The organism is Anaerostipes sp. PC18 (assembly GCF_039789045.1).
Taxonomy (GTDB): Bacteria; Bacillota; Clostridia; order Lachnospirales; family Lachnospiraceae; genus Anaerostipes; species Anaerostipes hominis.
In genome coordinates this window covers 1,828,511-1,846,877 of record NZ_CP121164.1, presented here as the reverse complement: position 1 = coordinate 1,846,877, position 18,367 = coordinate 1,828,511, and the positions used below count along the sequence as shown (strand labels likewise).

The window sequence follows — 18,367 nt, the reverse complement described above, 5'->3', positions numbered from 1 at the left end:
ATGTGGAATATGAAGAGCTATTAAAACAGGAACCATTTGGTGTTTCACAAAAAGAAAAAGAGGTGTGGTTTTATAACTATTTTACAGAATTGACTGCATACCATAAAGAACATTGTCCAGCCTATGCAAAGTTGTTAAGCGTCCTTCAGGTTCCAGAGGCATTTTCATCGATGAGTCAAATCCCTATGATGCCAGTATCTGCATTTAAGGATATGAAACTTCGAAGTGTGGAGGAAGAGGATGTTTTTAAGGTAATTACATCTTCAGGAACAACAGGTAAGAAGGTGTCGGAAATCTATTTAGATGAGGAAACAGCAGCGAACCAACAAAAAACGTTAGTCCGAATTATGGAAGAAGTGATTGGAAAGAGGCGAATTCCAATGCTGATCGCAGACTCTCCAGAGGTGCTGCAAGATCGGAATATGTTTTCTGCAAGAGGAGCTGGAATCTTAGGATTTTCCATTGTATCTTCCAGACACCAGTATGCCTTTAACAAGGATATGAATCTAGATGTCAAAGGAATCGAAGCATTTTTAGAAAAATATAAGAATGGTCCCATTTTAGTCTTTGGCTTTACCTATATGATCTGGAAGTATTTTTATGGTGCGTTAAAAGAAAGTGAAAAAAAACTTTCGATTCCCAATGGGATCATGATCCATGGAGGCGGTTGGAAGAAGTTGCAGGCACAAGCGGTATCAATGGAGGATTTTAAAAAAGGTATTCAGGAAGTCAGTGAGATCAAACAGGTATATGACTATTATGGAATGGCAGAGCAGACGGGATGTATTTACTTAGAATGTGAATATGGTCATCTCCATGCAAGCACATATTCAGATATTTTGATTCGAAACATGCAGGATTTTTCGGTTTGTGAAATTGGAACGGAAGGAACGATCCAGGTACTGTCACCGATGGCTAGATCATATCCAGGGCATTCGATCTTAACAGAAGATCAGGGAATCTTACTTGGAATCGATGATTGTCCTTGTGGGAAAAAGGGAAAATATTTTAAAGTGACCGGAAGAATGCAGCACGCAGAGGTCAGGGGGTGCAGCGATACATATGAAGGATGAAACAATCATTAGATTAGCAGGAGGCTGGAAAGGATCTGAAATCGTTGGGAGAACCCTTTTAGAAGAAAGTGTGTTATGCTTTTTGGAGGATTTATCCAGGGAAATTCGCAGCAATCCCATGACAAGAAATCGAGAAGACTGCGCGGCTTTTGCATTCTGGTGTCGAAGAAAACATTTAGAGTCATGGAAAGAAGCACTGAATGATAGAGAAAGCAGACTTGGATGGGGAATGATATTTCACATTGCACCGTCAAATATACCAACGCTGTTTGCGTATAGCATGGTGTTTGGTATGTTGGCTGGAAATGGAAATGTCATTCGGATTTCAAGTCGAGTCATGGAAGATAGTCTTCCATTGTGCCAGATGATCGAGCAGGTAATGCAGCAGAAAAGGTATCAGGATATTTATGAAAATACGTTACTGTTTACTTGTGAACGAGGAGATGGCTGTATTGAAACCTATACAAATCTTTGTGATGGAAGGATTATTTGGGGTGGAGATAAAGCCATTGAAGAACTTCGCAAGATTCCAGTGAGGCCTGGTGTGACAGAACTTGAATTTGCAGACCGATATTCCATTGCAGTTATTGACACAGAATGGATGAAACAACGATCAGAAGAAGAGCTTCAGCAGCTTTCTTATCAGTTTTATAATGATACCTTTGCTATGGATCAAAATGCATGCTCTAGTCCAAGGTTGATCGTTTGGAAAGGGGAAGACAGAAAGTGTTTTGAAACGTGGTGGGAGCAATGTATGGAAACCGCAAAACGATATGAATTAAGTCCATGGAAAGTTAGTCGTAAATATGAAGAAGTCTGTCTAAACATCATGGAAACCGATCAAATAGAGAAGGTTCGTTTTTATGATAATCGAATCTATGTGGCAGATTTGCAAGAATGTCCTAGAAATCCAGAACAGTATGATGGGAGATTTGGTTGCTTTTATCAATGTATCATTCAAAATCTAGAGGAATTGATGCCAAGCTTAAATCGAAAGATTCAAACTATAGAGTATGCTGGTGTTTCGCCAAAGGAATTGCAAGATAGGATTGTAGAATTTGGAGCTAAAGGTGGAGACCGTATCGTTCCATTGGGACAAGCACTTTCTTTAGACTATATGTGGGATGGAATAAATGTGATAGAGCATCTGTCACGCGTGATTTGTACAGTAGAAAGAAGGGGAGACTAAATGTATTTTTTTGAAGAACAAGTATTAGATAAGGATCGGATCTATTTAAGATCAGAGAAGGAAGGATCAGTGACATATGGAGAGTTGGATTGCTTTTGCAAGGAGATGGGAACACATATGGAGAAAAGAACGCTGGTGTTTCTTCTATGTCAAAATACCGCAGGTTCTGTTCTTGGATACATAGCATGTCTTCGAAATCGAGTGGTCCCTCTTTTGTTAGATTGCAAAATGGATTATAATATGTTAAAAGATTTAATCTGCCATTATGAACCAGACTATGTGTTTGCACCAAAAGGACATCAGGGGTATTCTCCAGATGAAAGGACACAATTGGTATATGAGGCATATGGATATAACCTGTACGATATTTCAAAGGAAACGGAGACGAAGTTAAATGAGGATTTAGCTCTTTTACTGACGACGTCAGGAAGTACTGGAAGTCCCAAATTAGTCCGTCAAAGCTATGAAAATATTCAGTCCAATGCAGAATCCATCGTGGAATACTTAGAGTTAAATGAAAAAGAGCGTCCAATCTCGACACTTCCTATGAATTACACTTATGGCTTGTCGATTATAAATAGTCATACTCTTTGTGGGGCAACGATCTTATTAACCGAACATACCATGTTTGAACATGAATTTTGGGAGTATTTTAAGGCAGAAGAGGCAACTTCCTTCGGAGGAGTTCCGTTTACTTATGAGATGTTAAAGCGAATTCAATTTTTTCATATGGATTTACCGTCTCTTAGAACAATGACACAGGCTGGAGGAAAACTTTCGAGGGCTTTGCAAAAGGAATTTGCGTTATATGCGAAAAAAGCAGGCGTTAAATTCGTGATTATGTATGGTCAGACAGAAGCTACGGCTAGAATGTCCTGGCTTCCGCCAGAACGTGTTCTGGAAAAAGCAGGAAGCATTGGAATACCGATTCCAGGTGGAGCATTCTCTATTGTGGATGGTGAACTTGTTTATGAAGGGAAAAATGTAACTTTAGGTTATGCAAAGTGTAAGGAGGATCTGGCAAAAAAAGATGAGCGTCATGGCGTTCTATACACAGGGGATCTGGCAAGAAAAGATGGGGATGGATTTTACTATATAACCGGGCGGAAAAAACGATTTTTAAAGATCCTTGGCAGCAGGGTCAATCTTGATGAAATTGAGCAGATTTTAAAAGGAAGATATAAGGATGTTTGTTTTGCCTGTACTGGTGTGGATGATCGATTAGATATCTTCGTAGAAAAAGGAGCTGGTCTTTGTTCAGAAGAAATCGTTGACTTTATTAGTAAAAAAATAAAGATGAATGATGGAGTGCTTCAAGTGAGGCAGATCGACAGTATCCCGTTGAATCATTCTGGAAAGATACATTATAGAGAATTGGAGGAAATGTAGATGGCATATGGGTTGGAACTCCAACAGGGGTTATCACAACAACTGAATCAATTTCAATTACAATCATTGAATATATTGTCGTTGGATAATTATGAGTTGGATGAATTTTTGCAAAATGAATTTGCAGAAAACCCATTGCTAGAGTATAAACCACAAAGTGAAAGTCCACAGATGTTAAGTGGAAATGCAGGCGGCTACCGAGAGACTGAGAGACCAGAGATCAAAGACGAATCTCCCAGAGACAAAAAAACATTTTTTATGGAGCAATTGCATCTTGTACAATTTACAAGAAAGGAACTGGATATTATGACATATCTGATAGACTGTCTTGAAGATTCAGGGTTATTGCATGTTTCTTTAGAAGAAATCAGTGATAATCTTGGTGTCCCTTTAGAAGAGATCAAAGCGTGTCATGATGCATTGATCAATCTAGAGCCAGCTGGTGTTTTTGCAAGAAACCTAGAAGAATGTTTGATGCTGCAGTTGGAACGAAAAGGATTGTTAGATGATGATCTTGAGAAAATTATCCTAGAACATTTAAGCGATGTGGCGACGGGGCATATTGCTTCGATCACAAGAACTTTGGGTCTTTCAACAGTGCAGGCAAGAAAGTATATTCAACAGATCCAGCAACTCAATCCAAGACCTTTTAGTGGATATTCATATGAAAAGGCAGAGTACATTGTTCCTGATATCATCATCCAGAGAAATGGAGATGAGTGGAAGATTGAACTTAACGATAACTGGATAGGAAAGTATTCTTTGAATGACTATTATCTAAAGATGATGAAGGAAATCGAAGATCCGGAATTGAAAGAATATTTTCAGAAAAAGTATGAGAGAAGCCGCTTTATCATCGCAAGTATCGAACAGAGAAGACAGACTATTACAAAGATTGTATGGGCTGTTTTTAAGAAGCAAAAAGAGTACTTTACTAAGGGCGGAAAGCTAAAACCCATGTGTATGCAGGATGTTGCAGATGAGACACAGATGCATGTCTCTACTGTCAGCCGTGCTTCCAAAGGGAAATATATTCAATCCCCATTTGGAACCGTCTCGATCAAGGACTTATTTGCATCTTCCTATTCGTTCGGGAATCAGTGGAATACAGCAGATGATATCAAGGAGGCAATTTGGAAGTTGATCCAGTCGGAAGATCCCAAAAAGCCATATAGTGATCTTAAGATATCTCAGTTGTTGTTGGAAAAAGAGATGAAGATCTCGAGAAGAACGGTGGCGAAGTATCGAAAAGAGATGGGGATCTTGGGGACGTATTCGAGGAAAGATAGTGAAAGTTTCGGATGGTAGAGCTTTTTAGCTCATCGATTAAGACTTGGGACCATAAAAGGAAAAATCGTCAAGGTCATGAATTGATTATAACCTTGGCGATTCTACCTTATCTTGAATTTGAAAATGAAGATTATCTAGTCTGTTTCTTCGATTGCGTCTGGTGAATTTTCTTCAAGAACAGGGTTCTTGAAGTTTCCATTGACTAAGATGTAAACAATGATACCAATGCAAAGTCCCCAGCTAGCACCCTTGATGGCAAGGATAGCAGCCATAACTCCTGCGATACCACGTTCCATATCAGTGCCGATCATACTAAGGCCAATCTTACAACATACATAACCTTGAACAATTAATGTAAGTGACAATGCAGCCGGGAGGATTGGCTGTACAAAAGATGCAACAGGAACCAATGCGACACAGATAAATGTCATCCAACGGAAGGTACCGACTCCACTGTAGATGGAATCCATAGATTCACGGCCTTCTTTGTAGCGTTCAGAAATGGCTGCGGTAACAGCTGCCCACAATGGGCCGCTTAATACAACATAAGGACAGAAGAATCCTTCCACTAAGTTACGTAATGCACTGATGACATTTGAACGGTTTGAATTGAAGTCAATCTTCTCATCGGTACGAATTTCATCTGCCTCACGAATCAACTGTTCACTCGAAACGAAATCACCGAATGCAATGATGTAAACAGCAATTGCTGTTGGAATCACAGAGATAAAGGTTTGGATGGAAGGAAATCCAATTCCAAATGGACTCAAAGTTTGGAAAATCGTTCCGATATCCGGAATTTTGATGATAGATCCAAGCACAAAGTTTGGTGCTGGTAATTCTCCAGATAAAGGTCCAATGATAACAGCGATGATGATCGCTGGTAACATCCCAAAGTTTCCAATTGTGTGCCAAAACTTACTTTTTTCCTTCGTTCGTCGGAATAGCAAGGAAAAGAGCAAGAAATAAGCAATCAAAGAGCCAATACCAACAGTGATAGGGTATAATCCAAATCTTCCTCCTGTTTGGAATTCACCCATTATCGCAGAAAATCCAGCACCCAATAAGATACCAGCTTTAATCGCATTTGGAATCAATCCAATGATCTTTCCTGCCATTCCACTCAGACCCATACTTAAGAATATAAGTCCAACTACAATTTGAAGTGCAATCAATGTTTTGATTCGCTCAGGCCCTTGTTGAGATTGGGTCAAAAATGCAGTAATCAAGGGAAGTGCCGGTGTAATCCAACCTGGAACCACCGGGTCACCAAGCAGAGTGTGTAGATTGTATAAAAAACCGTTAAGAATAACCATGCTCCATGCGATTTCATATGGAACGCCTAAGACTTGCTCCAGGATTGGGATCGCCCCAAGACAGGTTGCACACATTAAAATAGCTTGGAGACATTCAGAAAGTTCCCAACGATAGTGAATGAATGGAAGTCTGATCTTAAAAATACCAGCGGGTATGTATGGCTGTTCCATACCCTCTTTACGTTTTAATGCCATATTATATTCCTCCTCTTCGTATAATAAAATTTATTTGCTAATGATATAAGAAGCAAAAAAGGTGCCAACCTTAGAACCTTGGTTTTGTGTTAAAAATAAAACAAAATACGAATCATTTTTGAAACGTGTTGCAAAAATGGATCAATACGTAGATAATAGGGTTGAAAAAATTAGACAGAAGAGAAAAATAGGAAGGAGATGCTATAATGAAAAAAATTAATTTATTTCGGACAAAAGAAGAAACTTTGGAACGCTTAGAAGCGATCATTGAACATTCTTTTGATGGAATTTATATTACAGATGGACATGCGAATACCGTGATGATTAATCGTGCCTACGGACAGATTTCTGGATTAAAAAAGGAAGAGGTTATGGGTCGCAATATGAAGGATCTTGAGAAAGAAGGGCTCATATCGATCTCAGGTTCCTTAAGGGCTATTCGAGAGAATCGAGTGGTAACGTTGCCACAGGAATTTAAGACTGGGAAAAAAGCAATTATTACAAGCTCCCCAATCTATGATGAACATGGAAATATTGTTATGGTAGTGACCAATGTACGTGATTTGACGGAAATACACTATTTAAAAGAACAGGTAGAAGAACAGCAGCAGCAAGAGGAGCGTTTGCGTCGAAATCTGGAGCATATGCAGGATAGACTTTTGAAAAAGGATATCATCGCACAAGATGAGAATACATTGAATGCCATTTTTAAGGCGGATAAAGTAGCACCACTTGATGTGACCGTGATGCTGCAAGGAGAAACCGGAGTTGGAAAAGAAGTATTTGCGACCTATATCTTTCAGAATAGTTCCAGAAAAGATGAGAACTTTATCAAAGTTAATTGCGGAGCCATTCCAGAAAATTTATTAGAAAGTGAATTGTTTGGATATGAAAAAGGTGCATTTACAGGCGCCAACCGAACGGGAAAGATTGGATTATTTGAATTGGCAGATAAAGGAACTATTTTCTTAGATGAGATTGGAGAACTTCCTTTGGCGATGCAGGTGAAGCTGCTTCGTGCCATTCAAGAACAAGAGATTACAAGAATTGGTGGAAGTAAGCCGATAAAGATCAATGTAAGAATCATTGCTGCAACGAACAGAAATCTTGAAGAGATGATGCGGCAAGAAACATTCCGAGCGGACCTATATTATCGATTGATGGTATTTCCAATTTATATTCCTCCGCTTAGGGAACGAAAAAATGATATTATGGCACTGGCAGAATCTTTTTTGGATAAATTAAATAAAAAGTATAACTTTCAAAAAAAGTTTTCAGATAGCAGTAAATATATTTTAAATGAGTATGCTTGGCCTGGGAATATTCGAGAATTAAAGAATATCGTTGAGCGAGCCATTATAATTAGTAATGGAGATGAAATCGAGCCGGATGCCATTCCGATCGTAAGCCAAAGAGAAGCTGCACAGCCGGAAGGAAAGATGTTAAAGCCAGTGAATAATCTTGCTCAAACTTTGCTTGAAATTGAAGCCGAATATATGAATCAAGCTTATGAAAAGTGCGGAAATGTAAGAGACGCAGCTAAGAGTTTAGGGATGAATCCATCAACCTTTGTACGAAAACGAAAAAAATATGAAGCATATTTAAAAGAAGGAGAAGGTCAAGGATGGACACAACAAAATTAGTGATGATAGGCACAGGAAATGCCATGTAACCACGCGAAGCTATATATTGAATGTGGACTTTCCGGCGCTAGCAGAACCCAAAATGAACCCTTATGACCTTTATGCATAGACCAGCACATGCAATCTGGAATAGAGATGATGATGGAAATATTCACTGATGATTCAGCAAAAATATCCAGCAGGGGCCTCCTGCTGGATAAATTTTTTTATTGTTTAACTTTCTGCATAACAGGCCGCGGTGATCTTACAGCTCATTAATAGTCTCCGTAACAGATATATTCCGAATCCTTTTTGCCGGCCCATAAACTGCGGCAGCGGCTGAAAACGAAACGAGCAGAAGTATAAGGATCAGAGATTTGACAGGCAGGCTCCAGACAGCATAACCGAAATGTGAAGTGATGAGCATATCGTACATTGTTTTGCTGAGAAGCAGGCCGAACGCACATCCGGCAATACAGCCGGATAAAGCATAAGTAAACGATTCGGCAGCGATCATTTTCGTCAGCTGTCGTTCATCCATGCCAACTGCCCGCATTGCTCCGTATTGTTTGATTCTTGCAGAGACACTCATAGAAATGCTGTTTACAATATTCAATACTGTCACTAAAGTAATGATTGCCAAAAATGCGTAGATGCACAGCACGAACGCAGTATAAGTGCCGGAAGTGCTCTGGCTGCGCTGATCACTGAATTTATATTTGCTGCCTGCTATATTGCGGATGGCTTTGATATTGTCATCGGTTGCGTCTTTTGTGGTCTGTATCATTACAAGAGAATAATCTGAAACACCGGTTAGCCGCTGAAAGGTTTTTCCGGAAGTAATTAGCGTTATTTTTTTATTTGTACTGCCTCCACTGTTGAACGGATCATATTTTAACAAGCCTGCGATCTCTAATTTTGATGCCCCTACCTGTATTTTATCACCGATTTTTAAAGGACTTTTTTTATCCCAGGTTGCCAAAACATAATGGCTGTCTCCGTATACTTTTGAAATATCGCTGCCCTTTTTTAATACATCATCTTTTGTAAGGCAGTCTAAATCAAAGTTATCATAAGAAATTATATCAGTTTTGTCTGAAAGTTTTGTTTCCCTGTCTAATTCTGCGGGAATATCAAAAATGCTTCTGCGTCCATAAACGTGCTTTACTCCTTCCATACCGCTGATTCTGTCAAGCAATTTTTCGTCTATTGAATTAGAACTGCTGCTTGAAATCTGGAGATCAGGGGTGCTGGATAACTGAGGCATAAGACAGCCGACAAAATCAATAAGAACCGAAAAACTTAAAAAGAGAATGATGCTGAGGGCAAAGGACCCTGTCATGAGTATAAGATTTTTCTTGGCTGATACTGCGTGATGGATGCCCAAGGCAGTTTCGATTTTAAAAAAACGTGTATTTACTGCACGGTGTATGTTTTTTGTACTTTCAGAATTTCCGGAAACAGCAGTAACAGGGGATACCTTCGCTGCCCGTTTCGCAGGGGATCTTGCAGCAAAAAGTACTGTGACGATTCCTACAATAATCCCGCTGATAATTCCAATGATGCTGATACCAAACAGAGGGATATCAGAAAATTCCTCTCCGACAATAAAACGCAGAGCGGCACACAAACCCCAAGTAGACACGGTTCCAAGTATAAGTCCTGCCGGAACTGCAGTTTTACACCAGTTCAGTGCTTCCAGCCGGACAAAACGGATGATCTGACGTTTGCTCATTCCGATGCAGCGCATCATTCCGAAAAATTTTGTTCTTTGAGCTACGTTGCTGTTGATGCTGCTTGAGATCATCAGCACTCCGGCTATCAGAATCAGGACAAATAATACTGCAGCTGCCAGATAGATCGTTTGTCCCATGGCACTGCCGCTTAAATTTTGAAGTGACAGTCCGCCATGTTTCTTCATCAGTCTTGTCTGTTCCATCCTGACACCCATGTCTGCCATGCTGAAAACAGCTGTTACTAAAAATACGGCAAAGATGATGCAGAGCAGCGTCATGCGGTTTTGCCGTCTGTGTACTTTTGCGGAAATTGGGATCAGGCTAAGATAGCTTTTCATTCGCGGCACCTCCCAAAATCGGTCAGGACACCGTCAGATACCTGCAATATCCGGTCTGCAGACTGTGCGATGCTGCGGCTGTGGGTAATCATAACAATGGTCTGTTCATATACTTTTGCGGCTTCTTTTAGCAGAGCAATGACTTCACTGCTGTTTTGTGAGTCCAAATTACCTGTTGGTTCATCTGCAAGGATAAGAGAAGGACGAGTAATCAGAGCACGGCCTATCGCCACGCGCTGCTGCTGGCCGCCGGATAATTGGCTGGGCAAGTGGTGGCGGCGTTCTTTCAGATTGAGGACAGTAAGAATTTCTTCCAGATAATTTTGATCGGGTTTCTGGTAATCAAGCAATACAGGGAATATGATGTTTTGTTCAACACTCAATTCCGGAATTAAATTAAAACTTTGGAAAATAAATCCGATATTTCTGCGGCGAAAAATTGTCAGGCTGCGTTCCTTCATTGCAAAAATATCTTTACCGTCAATCAATACTTTCCCGGAGGTTGGTGTGTCAAGTGCTCCTATCATATTCAAAAGTGTACTTTTTCCGGAGCCGGACTCGCCGACGACTGCGACAAATTCGCCTTTCGGAACGGAAAAAGCAGCGTTTTTTAGTGCGTGTACGGCAGCTTCGCCACTGCCGTAAGTTTTAGAAATTGTTTTAACTTCCAATAAGTCCATTGGATAAACACTCCTTTCTGTTAAGTCAAGGATATTTCCTTTTTTTAATCTTTTTTCCTATAGATAGAATATCACTCCAATACTACCGGAAGATGACACACAGCCTACAATTTTGTAGGAATTAAGAAATTGATCGTAAAGGTTGTTCCAACCCCTAATTCACTGCCAGCCTCGATGGTTCCACTGTGTGCCTCAACAATCGCTTTCGCAAGCGGAAGGCCCAGCCCGATGCCCTGTGTATCTTTAGAAAAGCGGCTGCGGTAAAATCTTTTAAAAATGTGGTGCAGATCTTCCGGGTGGATACCGCTGCCATTATCTTTTATGGAAATTTGAACAACCGACGGGAACTGTTTCCATTCTATACAGATCCTATCGCCTTTTTTTGTATGGTCAAAAGCATTCTTAACAAGATTGCCGATGCCCTCAATCAGCCAGTTACGGTCGCATAATAATGAAATGCTGTCATCCCCGGACAGATGTATTTCTTTTTCCTCCTGCCGGGCGCGGTACAGGTAGTGATCTTTTATATTGTTCATCATCTCAGACACATTTTCCATGTTTTTATCTACTACAATCGTTCCTGCGTCAAGTTTTGTGATTTTCAGGAGATTTTGTACAAGGATTTCGATTCTGTCCAGCTCCCGTTCCGAAAGATCTGCAAACTCTTTGATCGCAGGCATGTCTTTTGTTTCTTCCTGAAGGATGCCGTTATAGATATTGAGGGCAGCGAGAGGGGTTTTTAACTGATGAGAAATATCAGAAATAGTGTCTTTTAAGAACCTTTTTTCTTTTCCGGCATTTTCAGCATGGGCATTTAAAATAGACACTAAAGAATTTACTTCATGGAAGAGCCTGTATAATTCTCCCTCGTTGTTACATTCGATGCGTGCATTCTGGTTTCCGGAAATATATGCTCTGATCTGTGTGACGGCATCCTCCATTATTTTATTTTGTTCCCTGAAGTACAAATAGGCGGTTACTAATAATGAGATACTCATACACAAAGAAGCAGCCAATATATAAGATGCCGCATTTCCGGTTTTCAAACCTATAAAAGCAGTGGAGAGAAGAGTATATACTGTGATAAACAGCAATTCCCAACAAAAAAATAATTTAATCTTTCTATTTATTAATATTTTCATACTGCACCTCAATCCATTGTGTTCCATTTGTACCCCATACGCCGGACGGTCACTATTTTTTGGGGCTCTCTGGGGTTATCTTCGATTTTTGTGCGGAGTCTGCGAATATACACAGTTAGAGTGCTGCTTTCTATAAACTTGTCATCATAATCCCAGAGTTTGCTCAGAATCTGTTCCGGTGAGAGAACAATATTCGGATTTTCCATAAAGAGACAGAGCAATTTATATTCGCCTGCGGTTAAAACAATCTGTGTTCCGTTTTTATAGACTTCCATTTTCAGAAGCTGTACTCTTATTCCGTTTGAGATTAATTCAGTATTTGCCTGAGTAAAATTACTGCTTCTGCGGAGCAGGGCATTGATCCTTGACAAAAATACTGCAAGCTTGAATGGCTTTGTAATATAATCATCGCCTCCTAAATCAAGGCCCATGATAATATCCGTTTCCTCATCGGCCGCAGTCAAAAACATAATCGGCACTTTGGATGATTCACGTATTTTTTTACACAGTTCGAAGCCGGAACCATCGGGGAGTGAAACGTCCAGAATAACTAAATCAAATGTACCGTTTGCCCATAAAATTTGTGCTTCATTGCTTGTGCGGGCAACCTCTATTTCATATCCCTGTTTTTTCATGGCATAGGATAAACCGCTGATTAAACTTAAATCGTCTTCAACAAAGAATATACGTTTCATTTTTTACACTGTCCTTTCCGACACCTTCTCTCAGAATCTATACGATACATTATATAAGTTTGACCCAATAAAAACAATAAAGGATGAAAGCAGTAATATAAAATCAGTTTTTGAAACTTGCCCACATTGTCCTCAACCGCCAGTACCGATTGTGGATCTGAGACAGCAGGTCGACGTGACGGAGGGCGGATATGACACCACACTTCAGCCATCAAAAACAGACGGAGGAAAAATGATCATACCGGTTTTGTTGGAGATTAGAGGATTAAAAGAAAGCTATGAGTTATGGCAGGTGGGATTTTATGCGGAAGATCCGGACGAGGGAGAAGTTTTATTCTGTCTTGCACAGGCGGCACAGGCTAAAAATATTCCCGCGGAGACGGAAAGCCCGGGCTTTTCTGTTACATGGGATTTTTGTTTTGATATTTCTAATACTGCACCATTTGATGTAGTGATGAACTCTGTTGGATTAGTAAACATTGAGGCATAATTTGTTTTTATAATACTATTTGAACAACCCGACAAATTATGAATATAATACAGTAAAACAGTAGTTGGAAACTTTTATGGATAACAATACTCGTGGGAGATTGATTCAACAAGGAAATCTGATGCGGATCAACAACGCTTTCGTGGAAGAGACTTCTTGTGTTAATAATTCAGTTGGAAGTATTTTGATATCTTATTCTGTCCCGGAAAGAAATCGGTCTGATTCGATTCATTATATACGTTTAAATTTAAATAGGAATACGGTGATCTTAAATTCTTTTGGACAGAGCATGTGTATATGCTGTATTCAGAGGGGAATGTGGGTGAATGTCATATTTTCATCACGCATGACAAGAAGCATACCGCCTCAGTCCAGTGCCGTTTCTGTGATTGTACAAAGGATTTCTCTGCCGCCGCGGCCGCCATTGCCGCCTCAGCGACCATCCTCGGTGACAACAGGAAGGATTGTTTTAATTGATTTTGACAACCATTTTATCGTTACGGAAAATCCAAGGAATATCAACAGTCAAAACAGATTTTTGATCACAAATTCAACTACATTTACTAACCAATTCGGTTTGCCGATCAGACTGCGTGATCTGCAGCCCGGAAATATGGTGAAAGTGACTCATGCAAATTTTCAGACGCCTTCTGTGATACCTCAGACGACTGCATTCCATATACAACGGATATAATTTGAGAAATCGATGAATTTAAGGAGAAGGTTTTATGAAATAGGCGGCATTATTTGTTTTATTGGATCAATATGCTGACTGGGAGTCTGCCTATCTGTCCTCTGCTCTCTATATGCTGGGAGACAGCAGGTATGAGGTTAAAACAGTATCCCTGATAAAAGACAAGGTTTCATCTATCGGAGGTTTTCATGTTCTGCCTGATTATGATATTTGTTCCGTCCGGGATGAATATGAGGCTTTGATCCTGATCGGCGGGATGGCGTGGAGAGATGAAAATGCAGGCCCTCTTTTTATTTTTTAAGAAAGATCTTGTCACGCTGATGTGTGAAAGCTTTTCCTGAAAAATAAAAAACTCTCCACGGGCTGTGCACAGATGCGTAATGAAAAACAGCAGAAATTTTATTATAAAATTTCTGCTGTTTCCGAACTTAAAGGAATAAAGAAAATGAGTTGGTGGATGTTATCATCTTAGCATCCTGATTTGTTTGCGAAAGATTCACAGTCAGTGCATTCTTTTGTTGTTGGATTAGGCTCATGAGTTCCGATTTTGATTGTCTCTAAAGTACAGTAGTCAACGTCGCCTGCATGGTAGGCACAGTTATTTATTGTACACTCGATACAATCGTTTTTTTCATTTGATTTCATAACAAAGCTCCTTTCAATTTATGATACAACCTTAGTATCTCCTTAATCTAAAAAAGGATACATAACATGTTGACACTAAATAAAATGTTCGTTATCCTTATACGTGGCAAGCAAAAACAGGCCATAAAAGGTAAATGCAGCTTAAAGACAGGAGAAAAATATGGCAAAAATGAAACAAAAATATTTATATATAATGGGTGCAACGGCGGTGGTCGTCATTGCAGCACTCACAGCAGTACATATTTATTATAAAGACCGGTGGTATCCAGGAAGCAGAATCGACGGCCTCAAAGTATCCGGAATGACCTATGAAGAGTCGCTGGATGAGCTCAAACAGACTGCAGACCGTTACAGACTTACTGTAAAAGGCAGGGAAAAAGGAACCTTAACGATCACAGGCAGGGATATTGACTTAAAGGTAAAGTCTCTGGAGTCGGTGGAAAAACTGTATCAAAAGCAGCATAAACAGAGTGTCATTTTTTCTTTTATGAAGAAGGAACAGAGAAATTTAAAGGACACGATTGATTTTTCAGAGAAGAAGCTCTCGGCTCTTGTAAAAAAATCGGTTTTGGTGACCGGGGATGACGGCTATAAGCTGATGAAGCCCGAAGATGCAGCGATCGAATACTCCAAAGAGAAAAAGTATGGTGTGCTGAAAAAAGAATTAGAAGGAAATATTTTGGATCAGAAGGCCTTTCTGGGACAGATATCGGAAGCCATAAAGGGGCTGAAACCTTCTATGGACCTGATGGACCAAAAGACATATCCCGGTGTGTATCAAGAACCCGGACTCAGAATCGATGACGCCGAACTTACCAGGATGCAGGAGAAATATAATCAGTATTTGCTGCACTGGATCCAATGGGACATGGGAGACAATACAAAAGAGACGATGACACCTGAGGTTTTGAAAGACTGTATCAAGGTCAACACGAAAAAACATACGGTGAAGCTTAACAAAACTGCCGTGGAAGACTGGGTGGAAAAATTCTGTCTTAAGTATAAAACGGTAGGTATTGCCAGAAAATTTACGACTCATTCAGGCAAGAAAATAAAAGTAGAAGGCGGAGATTACGGATGGAGGATCGATTACGACAAGGAGATCGCCAGAGTCCTGAAATTGCTGAAGAAAGTGCCGTCAAAGGAATTGATTGAGGCTTACCAAAAAGATCCGTCGGATAAAAATCAGGAAGCTATGACTGCAAAATTAAAACCTGTTTATTTTAATAAGGCCTATCGGAAAGATTATCAAAATCCCCAGAATGACTGGGATCATAAAAATTACAGTGAGGTAGATCTGTCCGCCCAGGAAGTATTTGTATATAAAAACGGCAAGAGAGTATTTTCTGCAAACTGTATTACGGGGAAACCGACTCCTGACCGCATAACAAGGACCGGAACTTACTACGTGAAGGAAAAACGGCTGACCAAAACTCTGGTTGGTGCAGATTACAGTGTAGACACGAAGTATTGGGTCAGAATCATGTGGACCGGAACCGGATACCACTGGAGCAAGAGGAGCGACTGGGGTCTCTGGTCTCCGAGCAGATATAAAGTGACCGGTTCCCACGGGTGTGTAAACCTTCAGCTCTCAGACGCCGCGGCCATATATAAACTTGTGGAGAGCGGAGATCCGGTGTTTATCCACTATTAAGTGTTCTTAATACTCAACATTCATCAGGAACAGACCCTGGGGCGGGGCGGTGATACCTGCATCTTTCCGGTCTTTTGACTGAAAGACATGAAGGATAGATTCAGGATCTCTGGTTCCTGCACCGACCTCAGCCAGTGTTCCGGTCAGAATCCGGACCATATTATAAAGGAAGCCGTCGCCTGTGAAACTGATCCGGACTTCCCGGTGACCTTCTTCAATCACAATAGAAGAGATCGTTCTCACAGTTGATTTCTTTGTCTTTTTTACAGAAGAGAATCCTAAAAAGTCGTGGGTGCCTAGACAGAAGGAGGCTGCCTTGTTCATTTTTTCTATGTCGAGTGTTTTTGGATACTTCCACAGATATTTTCTTTCAAAAACATTCACGGTGCCGGGGACAGCGATGCGGTACTGATATGTCTTTTGTTTTGAATTCAGCCGGCTGTGGAAGCGCTCTGAGACTTCATCTGCCGTCAGAAGTCCGATATCGGAAGGCAGATATTTCGTGAGGTACTCTTTGATCTCCTGGCAGGAGAAGCCGCAGTCTGTATGGAAATTGGCGACTTGTCCGCAGGCGTGTACGCCGGCATCTGTGCGGCCGGAACCGATAACCTGGATGGATTCCCCGGTCATTTTCGAGAGGACCGACTCCAATTTTCCCTGGATCGTGTTGGCGTTTACATTTTTGCCAAGCTTCTGCCAGCCTTGATAGCGGGTGCCGTCATATTCTATTTTCAGGCGGATATTGCGTTTCATCATTTCCTGTACTCCTTTTTGTGCGGGATTTTTTAATCTGCTGGACTTCATTATAGGGGAAGATGCCAAAAAATACAAATCATAGTTTCTGCTGCAGGCTGTGTACAGATGCGCAGGGAATTTATGATATAATAGAGGACAGAAAATATCAGGAGGAGAGATGAAGTTTCGGATACCGGATTATTATGACAAATTTAAATGTATAGGTTCTGACTGCACAGACAGCTGCTGCGCGGGATGGGATATCACTGTGAACGATGAGACCTATGAAAAGTACACCCTCGTGAAAGGATCATTCGGAGACCGTCTCATGAGATCTGTCAGCTCTTCCTGTCCTCATCATTTTCTCATGGAGGAGAGAAGATGTCCTTTTTTAAATCAAAAGAATTTATGCGATATTTACATTCATCTGGGAGAAGATTTCCTCTGCCAGATCTGTACAGACCATCCACGGTTCTATGAAGTTTATGGCAGCCGGCAGGAAGCGGGGCTGGGGCTCGTGTGCGAAGAGGCGGCAAGGCTGATTTTAACCAATCAGAAAAAGGTCCGGTTTTTTGATAAAGTTTTGAATGAAAAAACGGAAGAAGAGGAGCCCTGGCTGGAGCCGCTTACGCTGGCAAGAGACTTGATCATCCGTCTGCTTCAGGACAGGGAGCAGACGCTGGAGAGACGTTTGCGACAGACGCTGTCGGCGGCAGCTGTCTTTCAGGAAGATTACATTCGCGATGATATGGAGGCCATGTATCTGCATATACATAAATGGAAGACGAAAGAAAGAGTACAAAAGCCGCGGATCGGTCTGAGAGAATGGTTCACGGAATGTCTGGAATTTCTTCTGGATCTGGAGATTCTCACCCCCGAGTGGAAGCAGGCTTTAAGCCAGGCATCTTTCATGTTTCGGGAGGGAGACATTTGTTTTTCTGATTTTGACGGAATCTTTTATGAACATTTGATGGTGTATTTTATATACCGGTATTTTTTAAGATCCGTTTATGATTTTCAGCTGTTGGATAAGGTTAAATTTGCGGTTTTCAGTTGTTTGGCTGTCCGGGGGACAGAGGCTGCGGCTTCGGGAGAGGGGAGCCTGACGTCTTTGGAAATTGCCCGTCTGTACTCAAAAGAAATAGAATACTCGGAAGAAAATATGGAAGCAGTCAATGAACAAATTTTGTTTTCAGACATGTTTGACACACAGAGACTGTCAGAGATGGTATCTGCAGTGTTCAGAAGTTCATATTTATCTGAAGAGACAGGGAGAACTTATGAATAAGATAAAAAAATATCTGGGGTTTCCGGCAGATTCTGCTTACCGGATTCAAATTGAACAGAACCTGACCGCCAATATTTTTAAAACTCATACGATTTTTCAGCTGCTTATTTTGGGCTGTCAGATTTTGATGCTCTATTCGATATCGACACTTCCGGGAGGCGTTTTTTTGAAACCGAGAAGAACCGCATATTTCTGA

Annotated in this window: 18 protein-coding genes; 11 read left to right on the top strand and 7 right to left on the bottom strand. The window is 40.7% G+C overall.

The window, feature by feature from the left end:
- Window positions 1-2 precede the first annotated feature (2 nt).
- The 4 genes from P8F77_RS10025 to rpoN are packed head-to-tail and all read left to right on the top strand — an operon-like array spanning window position 3 to window position 4,959.
- Window positions 3-1,073, top strand: a complete 1,071-nt coding sequence (locus P8F77_RS10025; protein ID WP_270430585.1) for an acyl-protein synthetase — start codon at window positions 3-5, stop codon at window positions 1,071-1,073.
- Entirely contained in the window at window positions 1,063-2,262 is a 1,200-nt protein-coding gene (locus P8F77_RS10020) for an acyl-CoA reductase (protein WP_148458806.1), read from the top strand. Before P8F77_RS10025 ends, P8F77_RS10020 begins: the two co-directional genes overlap by 11 nt.
- Window positions 2,263-3,651 carry an AMP-binding protein gene (locus tag P8F77_RS10015; RefSeq protein WP_287519961.1) on the top strand — a complete coding sequence of 463 codons (1,389 nt, stop codon included), beginning with the start codon at window positions 2,263-2,265 and terminating at the stop codon, window positions 3,649-3,651.
- Complete coding sequence (gene rpoN, locus P8F77_RS10010; protein ID WP_287519960.1) at window positions 3,652-4,959, top strand: RNA polymerase factor sigma-54; 1,308 nt, start codon at window positions 3,652-3,654, stop codon at window positions 4,957-4,959.
- A gap of 116 nt (window positions 4,960-5,075) precedes the next feature.
- Here rpoN and P8F77_RS10005 read toward each other — a convergent pair whose 3' ends face one another.
- On the bottom strand, window positions 5,076-6,452 hold the full coding sequence (locus P8F77_RS10005) for a hypothetical protein (protein ID WP_024727482.1): 1,377 nt from the start codon (window positions 6,450-6,452) through the stop codon (window positions 5,076-5,078).
- A gap of 206 nt (window positions 6,453-6,658) precedes the next feature.
- Between P8F77_RS10005 and P8F77_RS10000 the strand changes: the two genes are divergently transcribed.
- Window positions 6,659-8,095 (top strand): sigma 54-interacting transcriptional regulator, encoded by a 1,437-nt coding sequence (locus tag P8F77_RS10000; RefSeq protein ID WP_148458802.1) that lies wholly within the window; start codon window positions 6,659-6,661, stop codon window positions 8,093-8,095.
- A gap of 244 nt (window positions 8,096-8,339) precedes the next feature.
- Here P8F77_RS10000 and P8F77_RS09995 read toward each other — a convergent pair whose 3' ends face one another.
- The 4 genes from P8F77_RS09995 to P8F77_RS09980 form a co-directional block, all read right to left on the bottom strand.
- Window positions 8,340-10,148: an ABC transporter permease gene (locus P8F77_RS09995; protein WP_287519959.1), complete on the bottom strand. Its 1,809-nt coding sequence runs from the start codon at window positions 10,146-10,148 to the stop codon at window positions 8,340-8,342.
- Window positions 10,145-10,828 (bottom strand): ABC transporter ATP-binding protein, encoded by a 684-nt coding sequence (locus tag P8F77_RS09990; RefSeq protein ID WP_287519958.1) that lies wholly within the window; start codon window positions 10,826-10,828, stop codon window positions 10,145-10,147. The genes P8F77_RS09995 and P8F77_RS09990 overlap by 4 nt, the downstream gene beginning before the upstream one ends.
- Before the next feature lie 104 nt (window positions 10,829-10,932).
- The gene (locus P8F77_RS09985) at window positions 10,933-11,970 is read right to left on the bottom strand and encodes a HAMP domain-containing sensor histidine kinase (protein ID WP_270430578.1); all 1,038 of its coding nucleotides are present in this window, start codon (window positions 11,968-11,970) and stop codon (window positions 10,933-10,935) included.
- 8 nt (window positions 11,971-11,978) lie between these two features.
- On the bottom strand, window positions 11,979-12,665 hold the full coding sequence (locus tag P8F77_RS09980) for a response regulator transcription factor (RefSeq protein WP_287519955.1): 687 nt from the start codon (window positions 12,663-12,665) through the stop codon (window positions 11,979-11,981).
- A 151-nt stretch (window positions 12,666-12,816) separates the two neighbouring features.
- Between P8F77_RS09980 and P8F77_RS09975 the strand changes: the two genes are divergently transcribed.
- The 3 genes from P8F77_RS09975 to P8F77_RS09965 all read left to right on the top strand — a co-directional run bounded on the left by P8F77_RS09975 (window position 12,817) and on the right by P8F77_RS09965 (window position 14,150).
- Window positions 12,817-13,155 carry a hypothetical protein gene (locus tag P8F77_RS09975; protein WP_287519953.1) on the top strand — a complete coding sequence of 113 codons (339 nt, stop codon included), beginning with the start codon at window positions 12,817-12,819 and terminating at the stop codon, window positions 13,153-13,155.
- 76 nt (window positions 13,156-13,231) lie between these two features.
- Entirely contained in the window at window positions 13,232-13,849 is a 618-nt protein-coding gene (locus P8F77_RS09970) for a hypothetical protein (protein ID WP_287519951.1), read from the top strand.
- Between the two features lie 61 nt (window positions 13,850-13,910).
- Window positions 13,911-14,150, top strand: coding sequence for a DJ-1/PfpI family protein (locus P8F77_RS09965; protein WP_347256054.1), 240 nt, complete (start codon window positions 13,911-13,913; stop codon window positions 14,148-14,150).
- A 167-nt stretch (window positions 14,151-14,317) separates the two neighbouring features.
- On the opposite strand, the gene P8F77_RS09960 is transcribed toward P8F77_RS09965, so the two are convergent.
- Window positions 14,318-14,494 carry a DUF1540 domain-containing protein gene (locus P8F77_RS09960; RefSeq protein WP_081723827.1) on the bottom strand — a complete coding sequence of 59 codons (177 nt, stop codon included), beginning with the start codon at window positions 14,492-14,494 and terminating at the stop codon, window positions 14,318-14,320.
- A 160-nt stretch (window positions 14,495-14,654) separates the two neighbouring features.
- On the opposite strand from P8F77_RS09960, the gene P8F77_RS09955 reads away from it, so the two are divergent.
- Window positions 14,655-16,148, top strand: a complete 1,494-nt coding sequence (locus tag P8F77_RS09955) for a L,D-transpeptidase (protein WP_270430573.1) — start codon at window positions 14,655-14,657, stop codon at window positions 16,146-16,148.
- Between the two features lie 6 nt (window positions 16,149-16,154).
- Here P8F77_RS09955 and truA read toward each other — a convergent pair whose 3' ends face one another.
- Window positions 16,155-16,904 carry a tRNA pseudouridine(38-40) synthase TruA gene (truA, locus tag P8F77_RS09950; protein ID WP_148458799.1) on the bottom strand — a complete coding sequence of 250 codons (750 nt, stop codon included), beginning with the start codon at window positions 16,902-16,904 and terminating at the stop codon, window positions 16,155-16,157.
- A gap of 157 nt (window positions 16,905-17,061) precedes the next feature.
- Between truA and fliB the strand changes: the two genes are divergently transcribed.
- Complete coding sequence (gene fliB, locus P8F77_RS09945; RefSeq protein WP_287519948.1) at window positions 17,062-18,171, top strand: flagellin lysine-N-methylase; 1,110 nt, start codon at window positions 17,062-17,064, stop codon at window positions 18,169-18,171.
- On the top strand, window positions 18,164-18,367 hold the full coding sequence (locus tag P8F77_RS09940; RefSeq protein ID WP_287519946.1) for a hypothetical protein: 204 nt from the start codon (window positions 18,164-18,166) through the stop codon (window positions 18,365-18,367). Before fliB ends, P8F77_RS09940 begins: the two co-directional genes overlap by 8 nt.

Coding starts and splice junctions, on each gene's coding strand:
- P8F77_RS10020 (WP_148458806.1), top strand. CDS start 1,063: ATGAAGGATGAAACAATCATTAGATTAGCAGGAGGCTGGAAAGGATCT.
- P8F77_RS10015 (WP_287519961.1), top strand. CDS start 2,263: ATGTATTTTTTTGAAGAACAAGTATTAGATAAGGATCGGATCTATTTA.
- rpoN (WP_287519960.1), top strand. CDS start 3,652: ATGGCATATGGGTTGGAACTCCAACAGGGGTTATCACAACAACTGAAT.
- P8F77_RS10005 (WP_024727482.1), bottom strand. CDS start 6,452: ATGGCATTAAAACGTAAAGAGGGTATGGAACAGCCATACATACCCGCT.
- P8F77_RS10000 (WP_148458802.1), top strand. CDS start 6,659: ATGAAAAAAATTAATTTATTTCGGACAAAAGAAGAAACTTTGGAACGC.
- P8F77_RS09995 (WP_287519959.1), bottom strand. CDS start 10,148: ATGAAAAGCTATCTTAGCCTGATCCCAATTTCCGCAAAAGTACACAGA.
- P8F77_RS09990 (WP_287519958.1), bottom strand. CDS start 10,828: ATGGACTTATTGGAAGTTAAAACAATTTCTAAAACTTACGGCAGTGGC.
- P8F77_RS09985 (WP_270430578.1), bottom strand. CDS start 11,970: ATGAAAATATTAATAAATAGAAAGATTAAATTATTTTTTTGTTGGGAA.
- P8F77_RS09980 (WP_287519955.1), bottom strand. CDS start 12,665: ATGAAACGTATATTCTTTGTTGAAGACGATTTAAGTTTAATCAGCGGT.
- P8F77_RS09970 (WP_287519951.1), top strand. CDS start 13,232: ATGGATAACAATACTCGTGGGAGATTGATTCAACAAGGAAATCTGATG.
- P8F77_RS09960 (WP_081723827.1), bottom strand. CDS start 14,494: ATGAAATCAAATGAAAAAAACGATTGTATCGAGTGTACAATAAATAAC.
- P8F77_RS09955 (WP_270430573.1), top strand. CDS start 14,655: ATGGCAAAAATGAAACAAAAATATTTATATATAATGGGTGCAACGGCG.
- truA (WP_148458799.1), bottom strand. CDS start 16,904: ATGATGAAACGCAATATCCGCCTGAAAATAGAATATGACGGCACCCGC.
- fliB (WP_287519948.1), top strand. CDS start 17,062: ATGAAGTTTCGGATACCGGATTATTATGACAAATTTAAATGTATAGGT.
- P8F77_RS09940 (WP_287519946.1), top strand. CDS start 18,164: ATGAATAAGATAAAAAAATATCTGGGGTTTCCGGCAGATTCTGCTTAC.